The organism is Enterococcus olivae, from assembly GCF_053760925.1.
In genome coordinates, this window is sequence record NZ_JBSMVT010000002.1 from 69,713 (window position 1) to 93,691 (window position 23,979).

General features: G+C 41.0%; 26 protein-coding genes. 1 reads left to right on the forward strand and 25 read right to left on the reverse strand.

The window, feature by feature from the left end; genetic code table 11:
• Positions 1–8: 8 nt before the first annotated feature.
• The 15 genes from ACWODM_RS02490 to ACWODM_RS02560 form a co-directional block, all read right to left on the reverse strand.
• On the reverse strand, positions 9–791 hold the full coding sequence (locus ACWODM_RS02490) for a YlmH family RNA-binding protein (RefSeq protein WP_455319790.1): 783 nt from the start codon (positions 789–791) through the stop codon (positions 9–11).
• A 24-nt stretch (positions 792–815) separates the two neighbouring features.
• A complete protein-coding gene (locus ACWODM_RS02495) occupies positions 816–1,067 on the reverse strand; it encodes a YggT family protein (RefSeq protein ID WP_455319961.1) in 252 nt (83 codons plus the stop codon).
• 32 nt (positions 1,068–1,099) lie between these two features.
• Complete coding sequence (gene sepF / locus ACWODM_RS02500; protein ID WP_455319791.1) at positions 1,100–1,726, reverse strand: cell division protein SepF; 627 nt, start codon at positions 1,724–1,726, stop codon at positions 1,100–1,102.
• 13 nt (positions 1,727–1,739) lie between these two features.
• Positions 1,740–2,414, reverse strand: coding sequence for a YggS family pyridoxal phosphate-dependent enzyme (locus tag ACWODM_RS02505; protein WP_455319792.1), 675 nt, complete (start codon positions 2,412–2,414; stop codon positions 1,740–1,742).
• A gap of 13 nt (positions 2,415–2,427) precedes the next feature.
• On the reverse strand, positions 2,428–3,663 hold the full coding sequence (gene ftsZ / locus ACWODM_RS02510; protein WP_455319793.1) for a cell division protein FtsZ: 1,236 nt from the start codon (positions 3,661–3,663) through the stop codon (positions 2,428–2,430).
• Positions 3,664–3,686: 23 nt separating this feature from the next.
• Positions 3,687–5,012: a cell division protein FtsA gene (gene ftsA, locus ACWODM_RS02515; RefSeq protein ID WP_455319794.1), complete on the reverse strand. Its 1,326-nt coding sequence runs from the start codon at positions 5,010–5,012 to the stop codon at positions 3,687–3,689.
• 151 nt (positions 5,013–5,163) lie between these two features.
• Positions 5,164–6,069, reverse strand: a complete 906-nt coding sequence (locus ACWODM_RS02520) for a cell division protein FtsQ/DivIB (RefSeq protein ID WP_455319795.1) — start codon at positions 6,067–6,069, stop codon at positions 5,164–5,166.
• A gap of 106 nt (positions 6,070–6,175) precedes the next feature.
• Positions 6,176–7,267 (reverse strand): undecaprenyldiphospho-muramoylpentapeptide beta-N-acetylglucosaminyltransferase, encoded by a 1,092-nt coding sequence (murG, locus tag ACWODM_RS02525; RefSeq protein ID WP_455319796.1) that lies wholly within the window; start codon positions 7,265–7,267, stop codon positions 6,176–6,178.
• Positions 7,268–7,285: 18 nt separating this feature from the next.
• Positions 7,286–8,647, reverse strand: coding sequence for a UDP-N-acetylmuramoyl-L-alanine--D-glutamate ligase (gene murD, locus ACWODM_RS02530; protein ID WP_455319797.1), 1,362 nt, complete (start codon positions 8,645–8,647; stop codon positions 7,286–7,288).
• 54 nt (positions 8,648–8,701) lie between these two features.
• Positions 8,702–9,667 carry a phospho-N-acetylmuramoyl-pentapeptide-transferase gene (gene mraY, locus ACWODM_RS02535; RefSeq protein WP_455319798.1) on the reverse strand — a complete coding sequence of 322 codons (966 nt, stop codon included), beginning with the start codon at positions 9,665–9,667 and terminating at the stop codon, positions 8,702–8,704.
• 17 nt (positions 9,668–9,684) lie between these two features.
• Positions 9,685–11,910, reverse strand: a complete 2,226-nt coding sequence (locus tag ACWODM_RS02540; protein WP_455319799.1) for a penicillin-binding transpeptidase domain-containing protein — start codon at positions 11,908–11,910, stop codon at positions 9,685–9,687.
• Positions 11,911–12,318 (reverse strand): cell division protein FtsL, encoded by a 408-nt coding sequence (gene ftsL, locus ACWODM_RS02545; RefSeq protein WP_455319800.1) that lies wholly within the window; start codon positions 12,316–12,318, stop codon positions 11,911–11,913.
• A 2-nt stretch (positions 12,319–12,320) separates the two neighbouring features.
• On the reverse strand, positions 12,321–13,280 hold the full coding sequence (rsmH, locus tag ACWODM_RS02550) for a 16S rRNA (cytosine(1402)-N(4))-methyltransferase RsmH (protein ID WP_455319801.1): 960 nt from the start codon (positions 13,278–13,280) through the stop codon (positions 12,321–12,323).
• A 14-nt stretch (positions 13,281–13,294) separates the two neighbouring features.
• Complete coding sequence (gene mraZ, locus ACWODM_RS02555; RefSeq protein ID WP_455319802.1) at positions 13,295–13,726, reverse strand: division/cell wall cluster transcriptional repressor MraZ; 432 nt, start codon at positions 13,724–13,726, stop codon at positions 13,295–13,297.
• 173 nt (positions 13,727–13,899) lie between these two features.
• Positions 13,900–14,268: a DUF3397 domain-containing protein gene (locus ACWODM_RS02560; protein ID WP_455319803.1), complete on the reverse strand. Its 369-nt coding sequence runs from the start codon at positions 14,266–14,268 to the stop codon at positions 13,900–13,902.
• A 340-nt stretch (positions 14,269–14,608) separates the two neighbouring features.
• Between ACWODM_RS02560 and ACWODM_RS02565 the strand changes: the two genes are divergently transcribed.
• Complete coding sequence (locus tag ACWODM_RS02565) at positions 14,609–14,725, forward strand: DUF4044 domain-containing protein (RefSeq protein WP_455319804.1); 117 nt, start codon at positions 14,609–14,611, stop codon at positions 14,723–14,725.
• Between the two features lie 59 nt (positions 14,726–14,784).
• On the opposite strand, the gene recN is transcribed toward ACWODM_RS02565, so the two are convergent.
• From recN to ACWODM_RS02615, 10 genes are all read right to left on the reverse strand, one after another.
• A complete protein-coding gene (gene recN, locus ACWODM_RS02570) occupies positions 14,785–16,467 on the reverse strand; it encodes a DNA repair protein RecN (protein ID WP_455319805.1) in 1,683 nt (560 codons plus the stop codon).
• An 11-nt stretch (positions 16,468–16,478) separates the two neighbouring features.
• Positions 16,479–16,931: an arginine repressor gene (locus ACWODM_RS02575; RefSeq protein ID WP_455319806.1), complete on the reverse strand. Its 453-nt coding sequence runs from the start codon at positions 16,929–16,931 to the stop codon at positions 16,479–16,481.
• A gap of 208 nt (positions 16,932–17,139) precedes the next feature.
• A complete protein-coding gene (locus ACWODM_RS02580; RefSeq protein ID WP_455319807.1) occupies positions 17,140–17,958 on the reverse strand; it encodes a TlyA family RNA methyltransferase in 819 nt (272 codons plus the stop codon).
• Between the two features lie 17 nt (positions 17,959–17,975).
• Positions 17,976–18,857, reverse strand: coding sequence for a polyprenyl synthetase family protein (locus ACWODM_RS02585; RefSeq protein WP_455319808.1), 882 nt, complete (start codon positions 18,855–18,857; stop codon positions 17,976–17,978).
• Positions 18,854–19,075, reverse strand: coding sequence for an exodeoxyribonuclease VII small subunit (locus ACWODM_RS02590; protein WP_455319809.1), 222 nt, complete (start codon positions 19,073–19,075; stop codon positions 18,854–18,856). Before ACWODM_RS02590 ends, ACWODM_RS02585 begins: the two co-directional genes overlap by 4 nt.
• Before the next feature lie 40 nt (positions 19,076–19,115).
• The gene (gene xseA, locus ACWODM_RS02595) at positions 19,116–20,453 is read right to left on the reverse strand and encodes an exodeoxyribonuclease VII large subunit (RefSeq protein WP_455319810.1); all 1,338 of its coding nucleotides are present in this window, start codon (positions 20,451–20,453) and stop codon (positions 19,116–19,118) included.
• A 35-nt stretch (positions 20,454–20,488) separates the two neighbouring features.
• A complete protein-coding gene (locus ACWODM_RS02600) occupies positions 20,489–21,346 on the reverse strand; it encodes a bifunctional methylenetetrahydrofolate dehydrogenase/methenyltetrahydrofolate cyclohydrolase (protein WP_455319811.1) in 858 nt (285 codons plus the stop codon).
• Between the two features lie 138 nt (positions 21,347–21,484).
• Positions 21,485–21,934, reverse strand: coding sequence for a transcription antitermination factor NusB (gene nusB, locus ACWODM_RS02605; protein WP_455319812.1), 450 nt, complete (start codon positions 21,932–21,934; stop codon positions 21,485–21,487).
• Positions 21,927–22,352 (reverse strand): Asp23/Gls24 family envelope stress response protein, encoded by a 426-nt coding sequence (locus ACWODM_RS02610; protein ID WP_455319813.1) that lies wholly within the window; start codon positions 22,350–22,352, stop codon positions 21,927–21,929. The genes nusB and ACWODM_RS02610 overlap by 8 nt, the downstream gene beginning before the upstream one ends.
• A gap of 225 nt (positions 22,353–22,577) precedes the next feature.
• Positions 22,578–23,642 (reverse strand): M24 family metallopeptidase, encoded by a 1,065-nt coding sequence (locus tag ACWODM_RS02615; protein WP_455319814.1) that lies wholly within the window; start codon positions 23,640–23,642, stop codon positions 22,578–22,580.
• Between the last annotated feature and the right edge of the window lie 337 nt (positions 23,643–23,979).

The window sequence follows — 23,979 nt, forward strand, 5'->3', positions numbered from 1 at the left end:
TCTTTTAATTATTTACGTAAAACACCTAATAACAAACGCACTTTTTCTTTTTTTGTCGTTCCTTCTATTCCTTGAATCTGTAAGCGTCCAAAGCCTCGAATCGAAACAATGTCTAACAAATCCAAAAGAAAATCTGGTCGTACTGTTTCCGTCCAGTTCACTTTTATTTTCCCTGCCTCGATCAATTGTTTAGAACGTTGACGAGAAATATTGAATACACTGGAAATCACGGTGTCTAATCTTAACGAGCTGACAGTTGTTCTTTCTTCTGACCAGCCATCTTTAGGTACTAAAATTTTGGTATAATCCTGTTCTTCCAAGCGAACACTGACATTGCCCATTTTTGTTACCTGAAGCTGTACAAAGGAATGAACTTCCTTTGCCACAAAAACCTGCCAGTTTTCACCGTCTGAGATAATATCTCCGAACATTTCCCGTTTTACACCTGAACCGATCAGCGTTCCTAAAATCTTGCCATGACTCAAAGACGTGAACTTTTTAGGATAGTTGATCTCGTATAAAACCAGATCAAACTCGTCTTGTTCTGGTTCATAGTAATCAGGAAAAATAAGGCACCTCGTTCGCTCAGCGGCTTCATAGCCTCCAAAAAATTTGAACTTCAAATCTGTGTTTTGTCGAACAAGTGTCTCTACGATATAGGCTTGCCTTGGATCTAAAAATTCTGTTAGCAATGGTGCATATTGCATCGTCACTTGCTCGATCCAATCTTCAACGGTATCAATAAAAGGGCGTTCATCGGATCGAAAATGCTGATAGACATTTGCGTTCATCGACTCTCACCCCTCCTTTACTCATCAAAAAATTGCTGAAATGATACTAAATAATGCTCGTGAAGCTAATTGCAACACAATCACTGCAAATGCGATATTAAAATTCATTGGACCAATTGAAAGATTCAAATGATCAAACAGACTCAAATAAGGTTCACAAATCTTAGCTAAAAATTTGCCGATCGAAGACTGGTAGCCTCCTGGGAACCAAGACAAAAGCGCATAGATCACAAGAGCAATAGTATAAAGATAGACTATATTAGCCAAAAGATTGATCAAATTATAGATAAAAATAACTTTTTCCTCCTCTAAATATCAAACATATTGCTATCAACTAGTGATTGCGCGGTGCCGTCAATTTCTATACCCTTCGGTGTGCAAAGGAAGATCTCATCTGCCACTCGTTTGATATCACCATCTTCAGCGTACACTGTTCCGGTCAGAAAATCAACGATCCTACGTGCCTGATACTCTTCAATTAAACGAAAATTAACAAGTACCGATTCTCCACCCATCACATGCTTTGCAATATTCATGGCTTCTGAATAAACTCGTGGTTCAATAATCAGTATCTTACCCGGATTCGCATTGCTTGAAGCGGTTTGTTTTGGTTGTTTCGTCGGTATTTGTCGCATGGAAACAACTTTCTTTTCATTTTGAACAGACTGCTGTGGTCGCTCAAAAACCTGCTGCTGTTTAGTTGGCTGTTCTGAGACCGCTTGTTTCTGTGCAGATCTTTGGTCAACTGTTGGTTGATTAACTGTCTGTGTTTGTCTTGCTGTTGGTTGTGTTGCTCTTGGTTTAAATGTATTTTTTGGTTTTACAGAACTGGTTGGTTGTTGGCGTACAACCTGTTGAGGAGGTAACTGCTCCTCTTCCATGTACTCTTCGTCTTCCAGACCAAAAAAAGTGGATACCTTTGCTAAAAATGACATGGAATAACCTCCTTTATCCTTTGAATAATGCTGTCCCGACTCTCACAAAAGTGGCACCTTCTTGAATAGCGACTGAAAAATCATTGGACATTCCCATACTTGTTTCTGAACATGGTGCATGACTCAAATTTTTCTGTTGTATGTTTTCTTGTAATTGTTTTAATTTTGAAAAGAATCGATGTTGTTCTTCCGCAGTAGAATCAAAAGGTGCCATCGTCATCAAACCGACAATGGATAACTTATCCAACTCTGCTGTCTGAGTAACAAAATCTTCCAAATCTTCTGGAGAAATTCCATGCTTGCTTTCTTCTCCAGAAACATTTACTTCTACAAAACAACGAATCACTTTTTCAGCTCTTTTTTGAATCTCATGTGCAAGTTTTATACTGTCTAAGGCATGAAAAAAATCAATCTCATTTATAACTGATTTTACCTTTCTACGCTGCAAATTGCCAATAAAATGCCATGAAACATTAGAAAAATCAGTCATTTTTTCTTTTTTCTCTAAAAACTTGTCCACACGATTTTCAGCTAGATGGTCCACACCTTCATTGACTAGTTCGATTGTTGTTTCAAGATCGACAGTCTTCGTTACAGCGACAAGGGTCACTCCATCAAGCTGACGAGAAACAAGAGCACAGGAATCCTGCATCTCTTGCCTAATCTCCTGCAAGTTGTCAGAAATCATGTGCTCTTCCTCCCTATCTTTTACGACGGAAAAATGGTGGTGTATTCAACTCGTCGTCATTTGATTTCGGCTCTTCACGATTGAAAGTATCAAATTCTTTTTTTTCAATCGATTCAAATTGTGTTTCTTCTACTTTTGGGCGTACGCTTTGTTCTTTACGAATATCCCAGTCGCCAAATGTCGTATCTTCCTGTTGTGCAGGTTTAGCCTGGTCCATTTCAAAAACTGGTTTTTGAGGTGCCGACTGCTGTACTTGACTTTGTCTTGCACGAGATGGACGTTGCTCACGCTTTGAAGGGTCGATACCTGTGGCGATCACAGTTACTCGAATCTCATCACCTAGTTCTTCATTGATTGAAGTACCAAGAATGATATTCACATCCCCAGCTGATGCACTTGCCACGATGTCAGAAGCATCTTGCGCTTCAAACAAGGTCATATCCAGACCACCCGTGATATTTAGTAAGACTTGTTCTGCTCCATCGATAGATGTTTCTAGCAATGGAGAAGAGATTGCTTTCTTCGTTGCTTCGATCACACGTTCTTCACCGCTAGCAACACCGATACCCATCAAGGCTGTTCCTTGGTTTTCCATGACTGTTTTCACGTCTGCGAAATCCAGATTGACATAGCCTGGTGCTGTGATTAAATCAGAGATCCCTTGTACCCCTTGACGTAAAACATTGTCTGCTTCACGGAAGGCTTCCAGCATAGGTGTTTTCTTGTCAACGACTTCTAACAAACGGTTATTTGAAATAATCAATAATGTATCGACATTCTCTTTTAATTTAGCGATTCCTTCTGCGGCAAAACGTCCGCGTTTAGGACCTTCAAAGGTAAATGGACGTGTTACTACGCCTACTGTCAAAGCGCCAAGTTCTTTGGCAATACTTGCGACGATTGGTGCAGCACCTGTTCCTGTTCCTCCTCCCATTCCGGCAGTAATGAACACCATGTCAGCACCTTGAAGAGATTCGCGAATAAATTCTTCACTTTCTTCTGCGGCTTTTTGACCAACTTCTGGTTGAGAACCTGCGCCAAGTCCGCGCGTATATTTAGGGCCTAATTGGATAACAGTTTCAGCTTTTGAATTTTTTAATGCTTGCACGTCTGTGTTGACAGCGATAAACTCAACACCTTTTACGTTTTCTTCGATCATACGGTTAACTGCGTTTCCGCCGCCGCCGCCGACACCGATGACTTTGATCACTGCGCCGTCATTGATCGTATTATCAATTGAAAATTCCATAATTTATCTTCCTCCTGAACTTATTAATCGAAAATGTTAGAAAAGAAATTCTTCATTTTATTCGTCAAACCTTCACCTGATTGTTCTGTTTCAGGTTCATGATAAACGTCTTCTGTTGCTTCATATTGAGGTTGTTCATAGGCTGTCTCTTGTTGAATAGCAACTGGCTGATCAACAACTGGACTTTCGCCAGTTACAGCGATTTTAGCCATTTGATAAACTTCATTTAGATTTGCTGAGTAATCAACAATACTAATAACATTCGTAAATACTGGATTGCGAAGTCCCATTTGATTTGGAACATGCAATTTAACATTCACACCAAAGACTTCTTGTGCCAAATCTACGACACCCGGAAGACTTGCTGCTCCACCCGTCAAGACGATACCGCCAGGTAAAGCCAATGCTTCGATATCATCCAATACATCTTTTGCTTTTGTGAAGATTTGTTCCATACGAGCCTCGATGACTTCTGAAAGATAACGCTCATCGATTTTTACAGGTTCTGATTTTCCAATAACATCTACAGGAAATTCTTCACTAGCAGATGTTCTTCCAGGATAAGCATCGCCGTAATTAATCTTCAAGGCTTCTGCGTTATTGAAGGATGTGTTCAATACTGTTGAAATATCCTTCGTCACAAACTCACCGCCTTCTTGATTGACATGAGTGAACTTCAATTGCTTGTCATGCATGACCGCAACTGTTGTTTGTCCACCGCCAATGTCGATGACAGTCGTACCAAAATCTTTTTCACCGTCAGAAAGGATCGTTTCTGTCAAAGCTAGTGGTGTAATCACCATTTCATTCAATGTCAGACCGGCTTTTTCCACACATTTACGAATATTATGAATGATGGTTTTCGGACCAGTGAAGACAACACCGATCATTTCTAAACGAACACCGATCATTCCACGAGGATCTTTGATACCTTCAAATCCATCGACAGTAAATTCCTGAGGTAAAACCGTAATGATTTGTCTTTCAGGTGGAATCGAGCGAACCAATGCAGCTGATGCTACATTGCGGACGTCTTCATTGGTGATTTCTTTTGATTGACTGCTTACAGCAATCATTCCTTGACAATTTTCAACTTCTAACAGATTTGCCGGTACACCCACACTCACATTGCGGATTTGAATACCTGCTTTTTCTTCTGCCTGCCGAACTGCTCTCTGAATAGCAGCCACAGTTTTGTCAATATCAACAACGATTCCACGATTAATTCCTTCTGATTTTGCGTTTCCTACACCAATAATGTTCATCTGGCCTTCCACATATTCAGCTACAACAACTTTAACAGATGTTGTGCCAATATCTAGACCAACATACATTCCCGTTTTTGCCATGGATGGGGTTCCCTCCTACTTATTTCCATATATCCCGAACAATAAATGCTCGTATTTAATTATCTATTAAATCATTTATTCACTGCTACCAATTTTACCATAGTTTAGCCCATTTAAGAAAGCAGTTAGTAAAAATAATATGACAATTATATTAAAAATTTAAATCTGTTTCGTTACTTTCTTCCTCTGTTGCTTCCGAATCGGGATATGGGTAAGCAAAAATCCCAACTTCCATGTCTATGATCCCTTTATCATCCATTTCTCTGGCTACTTGCGGATAGTATCTCATTTGGCTCGCCATATTAGAAATATTGACGATTACTTGATTACCATCATTCATATACAAGTTCAGCAACTGATCATTGTTGCTGTCGGGTGCATACTTGACTTGTGAAATACCTTCTTGGATTTCTTTTTCCAATGTCTGGTAAGCATTCAAAGTTTGCAAGATTTTTTCTTCGTCAGAGAATCCTTCAAAAATCAGCTTGTCTTGTCCTGCATCCGACTGTGGTTCTTCAAGGATACTGCCATTCTCTAAGATTGGTAAGTATTCCTGTCCCCTGACTAGCACTGCGATTTCTTCAAATTCCTGAACATCGATCTGCAGTTGATTGAACTGGCTAATCGTGATGTTGGCGTTTTTGATTCTTGGAGATGCTGTCTGGATTTTGTCTATGGCTACTTCACGATCAAAGTATTGCTTCCAGATTTCTTCATGTACTTGAAGTTCAGAGCCTTCAATAATCAATTCTGCCGAAACTTTTTGGTTTCCTTTCACAGTAATAGCGGAAAGCCTGCTTAAAGGTGAGATGTAGTAGATCGTCGCCAATAATGGAACCAAAAAGAGCATCAGCAACAGAATCAAACGTCGAAACATTTTCTTGTTGCGATAAGCTTTGATTTTCGGGAGACGATTAATGAAGGAAACTCTTTCTTCTTCGACTGTTTTTTCCAGTTCTTGATCTGAGACTTCTTCAGTCTCTGGTTCTTCGATCTCTTCTGGTTCAAATAGCTCTTCTTCAGTCTCTTGCTTCCCAGTTTCCTCTAAATAACGCATATGTTCTTTTTGCCAGGGAGTCAGATTTACTTCATCAATGCCTTTTTCTGTACCCTGTGGCTCTTCTTTTTTACTGATACTAATCGCCTCCTTTTATTGCTTCTCACTAGATCAATGTTTTGACTAGCTGATACAGTCGTTCTGAAGCATCTGTGATTCCTTGTGATTTCGACGCCTCTGCCATTTGATTTCTCAATACTTCGTCGTTCATAATCGTATCTACTGCAACCACCAGATTTTCCTCGGTCAAGTCACTGTCGGCAATCATTTTCACCGCACCAGCGTGTACTAAACTCATCGCATTTTTCGTTTGATGATCGTTGGTGACGTAGGGACTTGGGATCAAGATTGCTGGCAGTCCTAGTCCAGTAAATTCAGCAATCGAAGTCGCTCCAGCTCGACCAATTAATAATTCACAGTTGGCCATGACCTCCGTCATTCGATCAATATATGGATGGATACTGATATTGGAAAAAGCATCCTTTGACATGCCAATCGATTCCTCGATCTCCTGATAGTAGCGCTCTCCTGAAGCATACAAAAGCTGATAGTTTTTCTCAGCAAACTTAGGAATTGCTGCTACAACTGCCTGATTGATTTTCATTGCTCCTTGACTGCCACCAAAAACAAGGACTGTTTTCTTATTTGGATCAAGATTGTATTCTTTCAAAATTTCTGACTTCGTCAACTCCCCAACTTCCTGTGCACGAGGATTTCCCACTAAAGCCGTTTTATTTTTCGGAAAATACTTTCGAGCATCCTCAAAAGCAATTCCGACCTTATCCACGTAACGAGCTAAAAACTTGTTCGTCACACCTGGAACACTGTTTTGCTCATGGACGATCGTTGGGATCTTCATTTTGGCTGCAGCATAGACCACCGCACCAGAAACATAGCCTCCTGTTCCAATAACAATATCCGGTTGGAACTCAGCTAGAATTTTTTTTGCTTCACGGATACTTTTAAGAAACAATTGGATCGTTTTAAAATTGTCCAAAGACAAACTGCGTTTAAAGCCCTGGATTTCTAAAGTTTTAAAAGGAATATCGGTTTTAGGAAGAATTTTATTCTCCAAACCTCTTGTTGCTCCTACATATAAAAAACTTGAATTCGGTTCTTTTTCTTTCACATAGTTTACAAAGGCAAGCGCAGGATAAATATGTCCTCCTGTTCCTCCACCAGTGACTAATACTTTCATGTCGCATTCCTCACTCTTTTAATTTTTTAATGATTCCACAGCAGCAATATAGCGTTCTCCCCGAACTTCAAAGTTCGGATACTGATCCCAGCTAGCGTTTGCCGGCGACAAGAGGATCGTATCTCCTTTTTCGCTCATTTCAAAAGCGATCGGCACAGCTGTTTCCACGTTTTCTGTCAAATATATCTCAGAAATACCGGCCTGCTTCGCTGCTTCTTTTAATTTGTATTTTGTTTCACCAAATAATACGACGGCCTTGATGTCTTTTAGTGAAGGAATCAACTCATCAAAGGCATTGCCACGATCCAGACCACCAGCCAGCAGGATCAACCGTTCATGATCAAAACCACCCAGGGCCATTTCTGTTGCTAAAATATTGGTTGCCTTGGAGTCATTGAAGAAAACAACATCGTTCACCTTGCCAACGTATTGGGTTCTATGAGGCACTCCTGAGAAAATACGCAGTGCTTCTGCGATCGACTGATTGTCTATTCCCCATAGTTTAGCCACAGCGATTGCCGCCAACGCATTCTCGATATTGTGCTTTCCAGGAACGCCAAGCTCCTTCGCCAACATGATTTTTTCGTCTTTAAAGTAAAGAGCTTCCTCAAATAAATAGGCACCGTCTACTTTTTCATTGGTAGAGAAAGGTACAACTGTTGCTTTAGTTGTTTTCGCTAGTTCTTGGATTTCCTGTTGATTCCAGTTGAGTACCATATGATCTTCTGCAGTCATCTTATTTTGAATGTTCCACTTTGCTGCAACATACTCCTCGCGACTGCCATGATAATCTAAATGAGCTTCATAAAGATTGGTAATCACAGCGATTTTCGGATGGAAGTTTTCTGTTCCCATCAACTGAAAACTAGACAGCTCCATGACCAAACAATCCTCAGAAGATGCTTTTTGCACAACTGAACTGGCAGGAAAACCAATATTTCCCGACAAACGAGCAGTTCCCTTAGACAAGCCGGTATTCAAAACCTGCTCAATCATCGTCGTTGTCGTGGTTTTCCCATTGGTTCCTGTGATCCCAATGATCGGTGCCTCTGAAATTTGATAAGCCAATTCTACTTCAGTCAATACAGGAATCTTTTTTTCTATGGCTTTTTGAACCAATGGTTGTGAATAAGGGATTCCAGGATTTTTGACCATCAAAGAGAACTCTTCATCCAGTAATTCGATTGGATGGCTTCCTGTCACTACTTTGATACCTAGTGCCAGTAAATCCTGAGCTTCTGGATTTTCCTCAAAAGGTTTTCCATCATTAACGGTAACAAGTGCGCCCAAATTATGTAACAATTTGGCCGCACTAAATCCGCTTTTGGCTAGCCCTAGGACTAGAATTTTTTTGTTTTTATATGCAGTTATTTTTTTCATTTTCTTCATCTCCCGCGGATTGATCTCTCAAATTCTCATAGTCTATCGAAAATTTTAGAGAAAATAAATCAATAATGTCAGGGCGGAGCAGAGTAAAGCCACTAGCCAAAAAACACCATCTATTTTCCATTCAGTCCAACCACTCATTTCAAAATGATGATGGATCGGGGACATCTTGAAAATTCTTTTACCAGTTAATTTGAAAGAGGCAACTTGCAAAATCACACTCGCAGTCTCAATCACATAAACAAGACCAATCAATAGAAGTGTCCATTCTTGATGCAATAGCATAGAGATCGCTGCCAATACACCACCTAAAGCCAGGGAACCCACATCTCCCATAAAAATCTTAGCAGGTTTATGGTTGTAAAGGAAGAAACCTACCAAACCCCCAATAATACTTAGACATAAGATCAATACATCATACTGTTGTTGATGCCATGCAATCACTGCATAAGTAGCAAAAGAGATCGTCCCTAAACCAGAGACGAGGCCATCGATACCATCTGTCAAATTGACTGCGTTGGAAAAGCCTACTAGCCAAAACACAGCGAAAATACCATACACGTAAGACAAATGTAGATCAAAGCCAAAAATATTCAACACATTTTGATTTCCTTCTATTAAAAAGACAATATAGAAGACAATTCCGCCAATGATCTGGCCGATCAATTTTTGCTTAGAATTTAAGCCCATATTTCTTTTTTTGAAAATCTTGATGAAATCATCTAAAAATCCCAATGCACCATACAAGCCTAAGATAAACAATAGAATGAACAAAGACGGTGTCAATTCGTTTTGCCATACGCCTACCCAAAGTGCGGTAATGATCGACGCAACTAAGAAAACTACTCCACCCATTGTCGGTGTGCCAGCTTTTATATTGTGCCACTTAGGTCCGTCCTCACGAATTTCTTGTCCGTATTTTTTCATTTGAAAATAAGCAATAAATCGTGGCATCGTAGCTACCGTCACCGCAAAACTGCTGGCGATCGGTAAGATCATATGTGTCCATTCCATGTTTGTTCTCTCCTAGATTAATTTTCTTTCAAAGTAAAGGTCAATTCTTCTCCTGTCAACAGGTCATAAGGTGCTAGACTCTGTTCTACACAAAAGCCCTCGCCTTCAAACTTGACGTCCACCTCTAGTAGCTCGCCAAATTTGATCAAGTCGGCTTTTGACCAGCCTGTTGTATCAGGCATATAGCGATTTTGACTATCCGTCAAAAGAATTAGTTTTTCTGAGGGCAGCAATCGCTGTCCATTTTTTATTGATTGTTTGGTTACTTTTGCACCATCACCGATTACAATCGGTGTCAATCCACTTCTCTGTACATCTTGTGCAGCAGCATCTGTTTCAAGATTACGATAATCTTGAACAACAACCTTTTCAGTAGTGGCCACTCCACTATCTTCCACCAAGTCTACATCATAAAGATCCATTGCTCGCTTCAAAAGCGGATTGGCAATACTTGGAATGATCGTTGAATTTGCTTCTTTCGGTCGTTTCATCGTAACGTACAGCACATATTTAGGATCTTCCGCTGGTAGCATCGTAACAGAAGAGTAAATGAAATCACTTGCTCCCGTTAGATACCCTCCATCTTGAGAAATTTGAGCGGTCCCTGTTTTGGCTGCAATATGGTAGCCCGGTACATCATACTGCCCATAAGCTGTTCCATAACCGGAGTCTTCAACCGTATCACGCATATATTCACGAACTGTTTGGGCACTTTCTGCGGTTATTGGATGTCCAACAACTTCTGGTTGTGACACCACTTCGTCTGAGCTTGTGGGATCAACTATTTTTTTGATGACCTGCGGCTTGACCATTACGCCATCATTCGAGACTGCAGTAAAGGCCTGAAGCATTTGGAATTGACTCACACCAATCGCTTGACCAAACGCACTCATCGTTTGACTCACCACGTTGTCTTCTGGCAAGGTTCCCTTGGTTTCTCCATACAAACCTGAGTAGGTACTTCTACCGAAACCAAATTCCTGTAAATAACGCTGCCAACGTTCTGGCATACGCTGTTCCAATTTGACCATGCCGACATTGCTAGACCAAGACAAGGCTTGGCGCATCGTCAGTGTTCCTCGTCCCCCACGATCCCAGTCTCTGATTGTCGTATCCGCGACATCGATCGTACCGCCTTCGTAGGTTTCATTAGGATCAAAAACACCTTGATCAATCGCGCTTGCTACGGTTAGGATCTTGATCGTCGAACCTGGTTCATACTGATCTTCAACAAACAAATTGAACCAAGTAAAGTCTTCATCTCCAAATTCTTCCTTTGTTTCAGGATCGAAGGTTGGTCGCTGAGACATCGCTACGATCTCTCCAGTCTTCGCTTCCATCAAGACAGCTGTCAAATTTTCAGATTCAGCCTCTTCCCAAGCGTCCGTCATCAGTGTTTCCAAATAGCTTTGCAAACGACTGTCCAGCGTCACGTAGATATCCTGCCCGTCCTCAGCTGGTTCCAACTCAGCGGTTGTCCCAGGGAGTGGATTTTGGTAATTGTCCTTTTGAAAGATGACTTGTCCGTCTTTTCCTTTCAACACATCATTGTAGACTTGCTCTAAACCAATCACGCCATTCAGCTCTTCTTGATTGTCTTCGACTTGAATATCTGCATAGCCAATCAAGTGAGAAGAAAACGTTCCATTAGGATAAATTCGAGAAGGATGCTCGTTAAAGTACAACCCGGTGATCCCCTCTTTTTCCATCGCATCGTTGATTGCTTGTCTTTCTTGCAAAGTAATATTTCTGCCATTGGGAATATCTACCTGCCAGGCTCCATTTTTTATTCCTTGCTTCAATACCTCGAGCATTCTCTTCTTGCTAATTTTGCCATCTAAAACAGTAGAAGCAATCTCAGCTAATGCGTCAAAATTTTCAGGCTCCGCATACAATTTAATGTCATTGCCTTCCTCGTCTTTCCCACTAACATAAGATTCGTCCAACACGGCATACATAGAATAAGAAGTTGCATCCTCAGCAATCGGAACACCATTACGGTCATAGATCGTGCCACGCTTCGCTTTGACTACTTGGCTACCTTGATACAATGATTGTGTCTTAGTTTCCAAAGAAGTCTTTCCTACTTTACCCACAAGAACGATATAACTTAATCGTGTGGCAAACAAAAAGAACAATCCAATACTCGTAGCAAAGAGAATAATTCCTACTTTTTTGCGATTGTTCATTGTAGACAAATTTTTCTTTTTAAAGTACTGCTTCATTTTTTCTATCATTCGCATTTACTTCTTCACTTTCCTTAAATTGTCACTAGTGATCGTCAAGCCTTTCTCCTCGGCTATCTCACGAATGCGTTCACTTTTAGACAACTCACTTTTCTCTTGTTCCAATTGAAGAATCTCTGCTTCGTTTTTCGTCACTCCATCTTGAATAATAGAAATATCCTGCTCTACCTTGCTGATCGTTGTACGCAGATTGATCATGACCAATCCTAAACCAATCAGTGCTGCGATCAAAACTAAAGTTAGCCATTTCTCCATTTTGCTGATTCGGTTCAGTTTACGAGAAGGGGACAAAGGAACGACCACTACTTCTGGACGTTCTGGAGTGTGAGAATGTTCGGAAGCAACGGGTTGAATCGCTTCTTCTTCAATGTCGTACGGTATTTCATGTACTTTTAATTCTGCCATTCTTACAACTCCTTTTCTTTTAGTTTTTCTGCGATTCGCAACTTGGCACTGCGGGACCGATTGTTCTCTTCCAGCTCTTGCTCAGAAGGGAGGATCGGTTTGCGAGTGATCACTTTTAATTCTGGTTGAAATTCTTCTGGGATAACCGGAAGTCCCGGTGGTAGATCCTTCATCGTACTGTATTCTTTGAACATACTTTTAACGATGCGATCCTCCAGAGAATGGAAGGTAATCACACTGATACGTCCATTTTTCTTTAACAGTTCGATCGCTTGTTCCAAAGAATCCTCGACAACACCCAATTCATCATTCACAGCGATACGAATCGCCTGAAAGACACGTTTTGCGGGATGTCCGCCTTTTCTTCGAGCAGGGGCTGGAATGGCCGTTTTAATGACTTCTACCAGTTCTCCTGTCGTTTCAATTGGTTTATCCGCACGAATACGTTCGATTGCGCGAGCGATTTGCTTAGAAAATTTTTCTTCACCATAACGAAAGAAAATTTTCACTAGCTCATGGTACTCAAAGCTATTGACAACCTCGTAAGCCGATAAGGATGCTGTTTGATCCATTCGCATATCCAGCGGTGCATCCTGATGATAACTGAAACCACGTTCTGCTTCATCCAGCTGTGGTGAGGACACACCCAAGTCATACAAAATACCATCGACTTGAGTAACACCCAATTTATTCAATTCTTCTTTTAAATAGCGAAAGTTTCTTTTAATAAAGGTAACTTGACCTTTTTCGATATACGGAGCCAATCTCTCGGCTGCAAAATCGATCGCATGTTGATCCTGATCAAAGGCATACAAGTGACCTTCTTTATTCAATTGCTGTAAAATATATTCACTGTGTCCCGCACCACCAAGGGTACAGTCCACATAGATACCATTAGGTTTGATGGCTAGTCCATCAACTGTCTCTTTTTTCATGACGGTGTAATGTTGAAACACTACCATTTGATTGCCTCTTTCTATAAGCCAAAATCAATCATTGTTTCGGCGATCTCATCAAAATTCTCTTCAGCTTCTGTCGAAAATGCACTCCAGCGTTCCTCATCCCAAATCTCAATTCGATTGGAAACTCCAATGATCACACAGCTTTTTTGTAAGTTTGCATGATTTCTAAGAGTAACCGGGATATTGATTCGACCCTGTTTGTCAATTTCACATTCAGTGGCAGCAGAATAGAAGAAGCGAACAAAAGTACGTGCATCTTTTTTTGCAAGAGGCATTTCGTTCAATTTTTCTTCCAATTTTTCCCATTCTGGCAGAGGGTAGCCAAATAAACAGCCATCTAACCCACGTGTCACCACAAACTTTTCTCCGAGTTTTTCTCTAAGTTTGGATGGTACGATGAGTCGGCCTTTTGCATCGATTGAGTGTTGAAATTCGCCCATAAACATCGATAAACCCCTCCAGTCACCACCTGATATTCACAGTCTACCACAATCCCCCACTTTCTACCACAATTTATGCAAAAATGGGCGGGAAGTTTTCTGACTTATTCTTACCAAAAAGACTTTGCAGGGAATTCTATCCTTTAAAAAGTTTTTAAGAAAACTTTAAGGGCTATATGCTATAGTACAGAAAGAATATTTAAAATGATCAGCACCAAATATAAGACGATTGAAAGTAAAAAAACCGAGCGCCAATACATTTTAAAAAAACGGTCGTATTTGATTTCGTCATAAAAATAAGCATGAAAAAATGCCAGACCCATACCTAATAAAAATAGAGACAATAAAAAATACGGGAAAATAGAGCTTGGGAATGTGGCTACTGACAGCTGGTGGATCCCATAAAGTAAAAATGGGACAGATAAATCCGGTGCTTTAATACGGAAGCGCTTATCCAAAGAAAAAACGGATACTAGCAGACGTGCTGCAAAAAGTACAATGACCGGGAAAATATACCAGAACAAAAAAACAGGGGAAAATGTTGTCATACCAATAAATCCTTTCTTTACAACTAGGGTTACTATACTGTATCTTCATTACATAGATGTTTCAGTTTTCTTAAAATTTTGTACTATATTTAAGGAAAGTTTTTTAAAAGTTTTTACCTCCCTCTTCTTACCATTCTAACAGTTAAAAGCTTGTCTAGACTACTCAGGTAAAGATCTAACAAAAATCTTAACCTTCCTGATTACTTACAGCAAGGTTGCTCACTTCACTGAGAGAATTGTAAGAAAATCTCTTTCAATAAATATTTTTCAGTAGTCAAACCTTGAGTTATTTACTTAATGGTTGTAAACTATCACTATCAATTAAAAAGGATGACATGAAATGAACGAAAAGAAAAAAACAAGTACGTTTTCAAAAATCACCAAGATCGTGATTTGGACAATGTTGATTGCTACGATTGGAACAGCACTTTTAAGTGCACTTGCGGCATTTTCATAAAATTGAAACAATGATATTCATAGCAAAAGGTCTGAGTGATTTCTCAGACCTTTTTTCTGTCATACTGATTTTCTTGCCGTCACCAGAAGCTCTTTCGCGTGTTCTAGTGTCAGACTCGTGATTTCGGCTCCTGAAAGCATGCGAGCAATTTCATCGATCCGCTCTTCTTTTTTCAACTGGACGACTTTGGTTTCTGTTCGTCCGTGCTTGATTTCTTTGGAAATGAAGTACTGATAGTCAGCGACTGCCGCAACTTGAGGCAGATGGGTAATACACAAAACTTGAGAATTATAGGCAATTTTAGCGATTTTTTCAGCAATAGCCTGTGCTACTCGACCACTTACTCCGGTATCCACTTCATCAAAAACGATGCTTGTCATCCCTTGTTCTTTAGAAAAGATCGTCTTCAGCGCCAGCAAAATTCTTGACAGCTCTCCACCAGAGGCAACTTTGACCAATGGTTTCAACGGTTCTCCCGGATTGGTCGTCAAATAGAATTCTACCTGATCGAAGCCAGTTTCCTTCAATGATTTCTCTGAATGAAAATGAACTTCAAACTGAGTATTTTCCATATATAGTTCTGCTAATTCCTGCAGGATCTCTTTTTCCAAACGACGAGCAAGTTCTTTTCTATGGCTGTGCAGCCTTTCAGCCAACTGCCAAATTTCATTACTCTGTTTCTCCAGCCGCTGTTCTAGTTCTTCCAGTTGTCCCTCAGTAATAGTCGCTTCTGCGAGTTCTTCTGAGATTTCCTCATAATAACTTAGAATAGCGGGGATCGACTCTCCATATTTACGTTTCAATTGACGAATGATCTCCAAGCGCAACATGATTTCTTCCAGTCGTTCTTCGTCAAGTTCCAAATGATCAAGCTGACGGGAAATATCACTGGCGGCATCCTGCAATAAATAGTAAGCACTTTGGATATTTTCACTAATCTGTTCGAACTCAAGATCTAAATGAGCAATTCCTTGTACCTCCGTAAGAGCAACACTAACACCATCTAAGCTATTACTCTCAGATTCAGATGAAAGGACTCCATAGCTTTTAGCCAAGGCATCTACGATTTTTTGAAAATTACTCAACTTGTCACGTTCTTCGATCAATAGCTCTTCTTCATTTGGCTGCAGGTCTGCCTGCTCGATCTCCTCTTGCTGAAACTTCAGCATATCGATCCGTTGAACATAGGATTGCTCGTTTTCTTGAATTTTACGTACTTGCTTTTCAAGCTGTCTAAAGACTGAGTATTTTTTTTCAAAAGTTGTCAGCTGCTGCTTAAATTCTTCTGAACCAAACCCATCCAGTAATGCCAGATGTCTTTCCGGCTGCAACAATTCCTGATGATCATTCTGTCCCTGGATATCAACTAAATACATACCGATCCGTCGTAAATTAGCCAGTGTAACGATTCGCCCATTTACCCGACAGATGCTTTTTCCAGAAATCGCCATGTCTCGCTGAACAATCAAAAAATCCTCCGAATGATCAATTCCTAATTCATCCAGCACTTGAGAAAAGCCTGGCTGATCCGGCATTTCAAAGAGTCCTTCCAGCAGGCATTTTTCTGCTCCCTGACGAATATAATCACTGGAGCTACGGCTACCAGCCAATAAACCCATCGCATCAATAATAATCGATTTACCAGCACCCGTTTCTCCAGTCAATGCCGTCATTCCTTGATAAAACGCTAGATGAAGCCTTGGAATAATTGCAAAATTCTCAATAGTTAGTTCCAGAAGCATACCATTCACTCCTAACGACTGTATTTTTGAAAGGCTTGGAACAAGGTCTCTCTGCCCTCTTCTGTTCGTGTGATCATTAGAATATTATCGTCATCATTCAATGTCCCAAACAGTTCCTCTTTGTAACGTTTTTCGATCAAATTCGTGATCGCCGAAGCGTTTCCGGGCAGCGTTCGCAGAATGACAAATTTATCCATTTGATCCACTGTTAGAAAAGCATTTCGTAACAATTTATCTAATTTTTCTTCCACATCCTCACTGGATTCCAGTGGTAGACCATAGCGATAGCCGCCAGATGCAGAAGGAACTTTGATCAGTTTCAATTCCTTGATGTCTCTTGAGATCGTTGCTTGGGTGACGTAGACACCTTTTTGTTCCAAGAAACCAACAAACTCTTCTTGTTTTTGAATATCATGCTCTGTTAACAAGCGTGTGATCAAACGATGGCGTTCTTTTTTTCTCATCTTGCTTTCCTCCTAGTTGAATTCCTACTTATCATAGCTTATTTTCCAACAGAATGAAAGGACTTACTAAAAACAAAAGCAATGTAAAAAGAGCGTATTTTTACTCATTTTCTACAATCAAAAAAAGAGCAGAAAAAATATAGTGATATCTAAAAGCTGAGCCACGAAAGCTAATTTTTAGTATTCACTATACAACTACTTTTCTTTTTTATTTATCCAGCTGCTGATGAGCTTCTGCAACTACCTGTTGAATATCAACGGTCTCTGCCGATATTCCTTGTGTATCACTTTTTTGCAAATGAACGATAAACTCGATGTTACCCTCTCCTCCAGTAATTGGAGAATAACTCAAGTTTTGCACATCGTAATTTTCTTTGATCGCAAATTGTAGGATATCCTCAAGGACCGCTTGATGCGTTTTAGGGTCACGAACGATCCCATTTTTCCCGACAAACTCTCTGCCTGCTTCAAATTGGGGTTTGATCAGAGCCATGACATCCCCTCTATCTGCTAAAATCGCATGCAAAGGTGGTAGCATCAGCTTTAACGAGATAAAAGATACATCGATTGTTGCTGCTTCCGGTACCCCTTCAGTAAAATCTGTTGGTTGGCAATAACGAAAGTTGGTCCTCTCCATGACGGTCACCCGGGGATCCTGACGAATTTTCCAGGCCAGCTGATTGTAGCCAACATCTAAAGCATAACTTCTGACTGCACCGTTTTGCAGTGCAACATCTGTAAATCCGCCAGTTGAAGCACCAATATCCAAGACGATCTTGTTCTGAAGAGTAAGCTCAAAGATTTTTAAAGCTTTTTCTAATTTCAAACCACCACGAGAGACGTATGGAAGCTTCTGTCCCTTAACTTTCAAAGCCGTCTCAACAGGTATCTTTTCTCCTGGTTTATCTAAGCGTTCATTATTTTTTTCCACATAGACCAGACCCGCCATCACCCCACGCTTGGCCTGTTCTCTTGTTTCAAATAGACCTTGTTGGAAGGCCAAAACGTCTACACGTTCTTTTTTCATGTTGTTCCTCTTTCTTTTTATAAACGAAATAACGAAAGTACCTCACCCAGAAGTGAAGGATCCTTCATCTTATCAGACAATTCCGTCAGCAGATCATCGGCAGCTTGAAGTTCACTGGTCAAGGCTTCTTTTGCCCCTTCTAAACCAAGCAAACCTGGATAGGTACTCTTTTCCAGCAGTTGATCACGATGTGCTTCTTTTCCCAATTCTTCCGTCGTACCAACCACATCCAGCAAATCATCTCGAATCTGAAAAGCCAGACCCAAATGCTTGGCTAGCTGATCCAAAGAAGCCAGAATCTCCTGTGGCTGATCGGCAAGAATTCCACCTGCAACTACTGCAAAACGAATCAAAGCACCTGTTTTGCGCTGATGGATACTCACTAGCTCATCCAATGGAATTTTTTTGCCTTCTGCTTGCATATCAGCTGATTGACCCGCAACCATCCCTTGTGTTCCTGCTGCCTTTGTTAAAAGCTGTAACAAAGAGATTTTCTTTTCTGGATCGATCTCAGCAATGCTCAACGACTCAAAGGCCGCTGTCAATAAACCGTCTCCTGCTAAAATAGCCGTTGCTTCACCAAAAACCTTATGATTGGTTGGCTTACCACGTCTCAGATCATCGTCGTCCATCGCAGGTAGATCATCATGGATCAGCGAGTAGGTATGAATCATTTCCAGCGCAGCTGCTGCTTGATATGCACCAGATACATCCTTTGTTTGAAAAGCATTTAAGGTTGTCACGAGCAGCAACGGTCGAATTCTTTTACCACCTGCCGCAAGTGAATACAGCATACTTTCTTTCAACTGTTCATCACTAGTTGATTCACGAATAAAATCAAGCATTACTGCTTCTGTTTTTGAGATTGTTTCTTTCCGAAAATCGTTTAGTTTACTCATTTTTCTTCCTCTTCAAAAAGAACTTCTTCATTCGCTTCGGTCATCATCTTTGTTAAGGTTGTTTCTGCTTTTGCTAGTGTATCCTTACACTGCTTACTCAATTCCATCCCTTTTTGGAAAGCAGTTAGAGCCTCCTCTAAGGGGACATCGCCTTGCTCTAAACGAGTGACGATCTGTTCCAACTCCTGTAACGATGCTTCAAATGTCGGATTTGACATACTATCCCTCCTTTTCAAACAATCTGCTAACTAACTTTGCTTAGTCGGCGTCTTCTTCTTTGATCTCCAAAACTTCTACCTTGGCTTGTCCATCTTGATAATGGATATCTAATTGATCGCCGACCGTCAATTCATGAACCGATTTGACGACAGCTTCTTTCGTCGTATAGCTGTATCCTCGTCCCATGATTTTTAACGGACTTAGTAAATCAAGAGCTTGGATCGCTTGCTGAAATTGACGTTGCTTGTCATCAAAAATCAATCGGATCTGCTTGTTTAAACGTTCCGATAAATAACGGACTTGCTGATCTGACTCTCTGACACGATTCGTCGGGACTACCTGCTCCAAACGGTGGATCATTTGATTGGCTTCTCGTTCCTTTTCATAGCGCAAGGTTTGCATCTGCTGTATCATGCGTTGTTGCAGTTGATCCAGCTTTAAAGATTGTGCCTCATACAAACGTTCCGGCTGTCGGAAGATATAGGAATTTCGGATGCGTTGATAGCGCTCATCTTTGCGCTGTAACTGACGGACAAAAGCCTGCTGCAAACGTGTTTGTCGTTCTTCGATCCGCAAAAGCTCTTCCGACAGTAAAGGGACCGCCAATTCTGCCGCAGCAGTCGGTGTCGCTGCCCGAACATCAGCCACCAAGTCCGCGATCGTCGTATCTGTTTCGTGCCCCACAGAGGAGATGACCGGCGTTCGCGCGTCAAAAATCGCTCGTGCTACCCGCTCCTCATTGAAAGGCCAAAGATCTTCGATTGAGCCACCTCCACGTCCGAGGATCATTGTATCAAAATCCCCAGCTGCTTCCACACGGGCAATATTTCGAACCACATCATCTGCCGCTTTGTCTCCCTGAACGACCGTTGGAAACAAGACGATCTGTGCGATCGGATAGCGTCTGCGAGCCGTCGTGATGATGTCACGAATGACTGCACCACTGGGACTCGTCAAGACAGCGATCCGTTTTGGATATCTCGGCAAGTTTTTTTTAGGCGCCCGAAATAGTCCTTCTTTGTCTAATTTTTCTTTTAATTGTTCGTACGCTTGATACAAAGCCCCGATCCCATCAGGCTCCATATGTTCGATATAAATCTGGTAATTTCCACTCGCTTCATACAAAGAAATACGTCCGACAGCCATGACCTTCATTCCCTCTTCAGGCTTAAAGGTCAACTTATCAAACGCTCCTTTGAACATGATCGCCGAGATTTTCGCTCGATCGTCTTTCAAGCTGAAATACTGGTGATTCGGACGCAAACGAAAGTTGGAGATCTCCCCAGTCAAGAAAACTCGCTCTAGATAAGGATCTACATCAAATTTACGTTTTAGATACTTCGTCAATGCCGTAACAGATAAATACTGCTGTGCCATTTTGTCTAGCAACTCCTCTTTTTCTGTGTTCAGTACTATGCTGGATCCTGCTCTTGACGTTTAGCTGCTTCAACGGTTTGTAGCATCAACATCGTGATCGTCATTGGACCGACACCTTTAGGAACCGGTGTGATGTAACCGGCAATTGGTTCCACCTCATCAAACTTCACATCTCCGATCAGTTTGCCTTCAGGGCTACGGTTCATACCGACATCGATCACGACTGCACCTTCTTTGACGAACTCTTTAGTCACAAAATGTCCGCGACCAATCGCTACAACTAAGACGTCCGCTTGTTTGGCAACCTCTGGAAGATTTTTAGTTCGTGAATGCGTCATCGTCACTGTTGCATTTTCAGCCAGCAGTAAATGTGCCATTGGTTTGCCGACAATGTTACTTCGTCCGATCACCACAGCATTCTTTCCTTCTAAATCAATCCCATACGCCTCAAACATTTTCATAATGCCGTAGGGTGTGCAAGGAATCATTTCTGGTGATCCAGCAAATAATTTCCCTAGATTCATCGGATGGAAACCATCGACATCTTTTTTAGAGTCGATTGCCAGCAAGACCTTCTCTTCATCGATATGTGCAGGTAAAGGAAGCTGTACTAGAATCCCATGAAAAGCTGGATCTTGATTGTATCTTTCAATTTCAGCCAATAGATCTTCTTCCGTAATAGCCTCTGGATAACGCTCTACTTTGGAATGGATTCCGATACGTTGTGCTGCCAGTTCCTTATTTTTTACATAGGTCTGACTAGCTGGATTTTCTCCTACTAATAAAACGACCAAACCCGGTTGAAGTCCTTTTTCTTTCAGTTGTTGGACCTCTAAACGAATTTCCTCTTGCATCTTTTCTGCCAATTCTTTTCCATTGATCAATACACCCATTGTTGCACAGCCCCCTTGTATTTTTTATTATTTTAGCATAGCTCGATTTTGAGAGACAGTTCTCAGGATTCATTTACTGAAACTTTCTAGAGAATGTTCGGTTCTCTTCCGCTACTTTTTCCAAGAACAAAAGCTAGCTTATTCGCTAGCTTCCAGTTCATTATTCACTGTTGATAGAATCCCATTGATAAATTTACGTGATTGATCATCACTAAATGTTTTAGCTAATTCAATCGCTTCATTCAAGGCTACTTTGTTAGGCACATTGTCAACATGAAGCATTTCAAACAAAGCGATGCGCAGGATCGTCACATCCATTTTAGATAAACGCTTCAATGTCCATCCACGGCGTAGATGCTTTTGAACGACTTCATCCAAGGAGGCCTTGTACTCACAAACACCTGTAACTAGCAAGTCCAGATAAGTCGGCACAAAATTTTCTTGCTCTTCATCGACCATCTCTTCATGCTCTAATGCGATTGCATGGATGATTGCATCCTGCTTCGTCAAATCCTGATTAAAATCCAATGGGAACAGGGCCTGAACAGCCATCTGTCTTATTTCATGTCTGGATAACTCTTTACTCATTTTCGTCCTCGTCATTTCCAAATAATTCTTCTAAGTTCAACTGTTCTGTTTTTTCAGGAACAACGGCAACAATATGCACATTGACTTCCGACAAATCAACATCTGTCATGAACAGTACCTGTTCTTTCACACGTTTTTGAATCTCCATTGCTACTTTAGGAACAGAGACACCGTACTTCATATAAGTGTAGACATCCACCTTCAGTCCTGCTTCATCTGCTTCCAGATAAACACCTTTACCATAAGCAGATCGACCCAATAGTTCAGTAACATTGTTTGCAAATGTCCCTTGCATACGGTAGACACCTTCTACCTTCGAAGCTGCAATACCAATGATTACTTCAATCACTTCAGGAGCAATAACGATTTCTCCTAATTCTTGATTGGCATCTAATACGAAATCTTTTTTATCGACCATTCTAAATTCCTCCATCTCTGAATACGTTCAACTCTTTTTAGTTGATATTTGAGGTACCCTGACACCACTAAAAACTGTAGTTCAAAATCATCTGTTGAGCGTCATCCAACAATCCCTGCCACTGTTTTCAAGTGGAGAACAAACCTGAACTTCGTTTCTAGTTTATCATTTAATCCAGGGATAAGCTATAAAAACTCTTTCTGTCTATGCGAAATCCGTACGATTTTACAGGATAATCAGCTCTTTTGGAGAATGGGTCAGGATCTTGTTTCCTGTTTCTGTGATCAATAGATCATCTTCAATACGAACACCGCCGATTCCTGGCAAATAGATCCCTGGTTCGTCTGTGATTACATTGCCTGGTACAAAACGTTTTTCAGCACGGAAGGACACGTTGGGACCTTCATGGATCTCCAAACCGATCCCATGACCAGTTGAATGACCAAAGGCTTCACCGTAACCAAATGAAGCAATGTGATCACGAGCAACAGCATCCAGCTCGATCCCAGTGATCCCTGGTTTGGCTGCTTCGATCACTTTCAACTGTGCTTCCAAGACAATTTGATAAATTTCTTTTAATTTTTCTCCCGGATCACCGATCGAAAAGGTACGGGTCATGTCAGAGACATAGCCATTGTAATAACAACCAAAATCTAATGTGATCAAATCACCTTGTTCAATGACCTTCTCGCTGGCAACACCATGGGGCATCGCTGACCGAACACCACTGGCAACGATTGTCTCAAAAGATACCCCGGAAGCACCTAAAGAGCGCATGAAGAAATCCATTTGGTTGGCAACTTCGATCTCCGTCATACCTGGGCGAACCATTTTTAAAATATGATCGAATGCCTGATCTGCGATATGGCAAGCTTGCTGAATCGTAGCAACTTCTTCTTCGTCCTTGATTTCTCTTAAGTCCTCAATTATACCTGAGATTGGTACAAGTGCACTTTCCTCAATCAAGTCTTCCAGCACTGTATATTCAGCAAAACTGATAAAGGACTCTTCAAAAGCCAACGCATTGATTTCTTCCTGTTCACAGATTTTTGCCACTTCTTCAAAAATAGGACCAGTATTTTTAACGATCTCGTATCCCTCTGCTTGTTTTGCCGCTTGCTCAGTATAACGAAAATCCGTTACAAAAAAGGCTTTGTCCAGAGTGATCACAGCTAAGCCAGTCGTCCCAGTAAAATTGGTCAAATAGCGAAGATTATAGGGACTTGTTACTAAGAAGCCATCCACTTCTTCTTTTCTCATTTGTTCTCGCAACTTCTGTACACGTAACATCTATCAATTCCTTCTTTCCATTTGATTTCACTGTCTATTATAACAAACTTCTTCTCTAAGCGAAAAGAGAAGATATCAAAAAAGACAAGCAACTCCGCTTGTCTTTTACCATTTACAGTTACTTTATTTTTACTAGAATCGCTTCACTACACAACGAAGTCTGCTTTTGTCGACCGTTAGACCAACTTGAGCCTAAAGTCTCAAGTCTGCCAAGCTCCAAACTGGAACTAATCGCTCAAGCGACCAGTTCCAGTAATTCACATTGGCTCTTCAACACGGTGACATCGCAGCCTTGTTGTTTCATTTCGCTAAGCATAAACATCTACTACTTTCATCG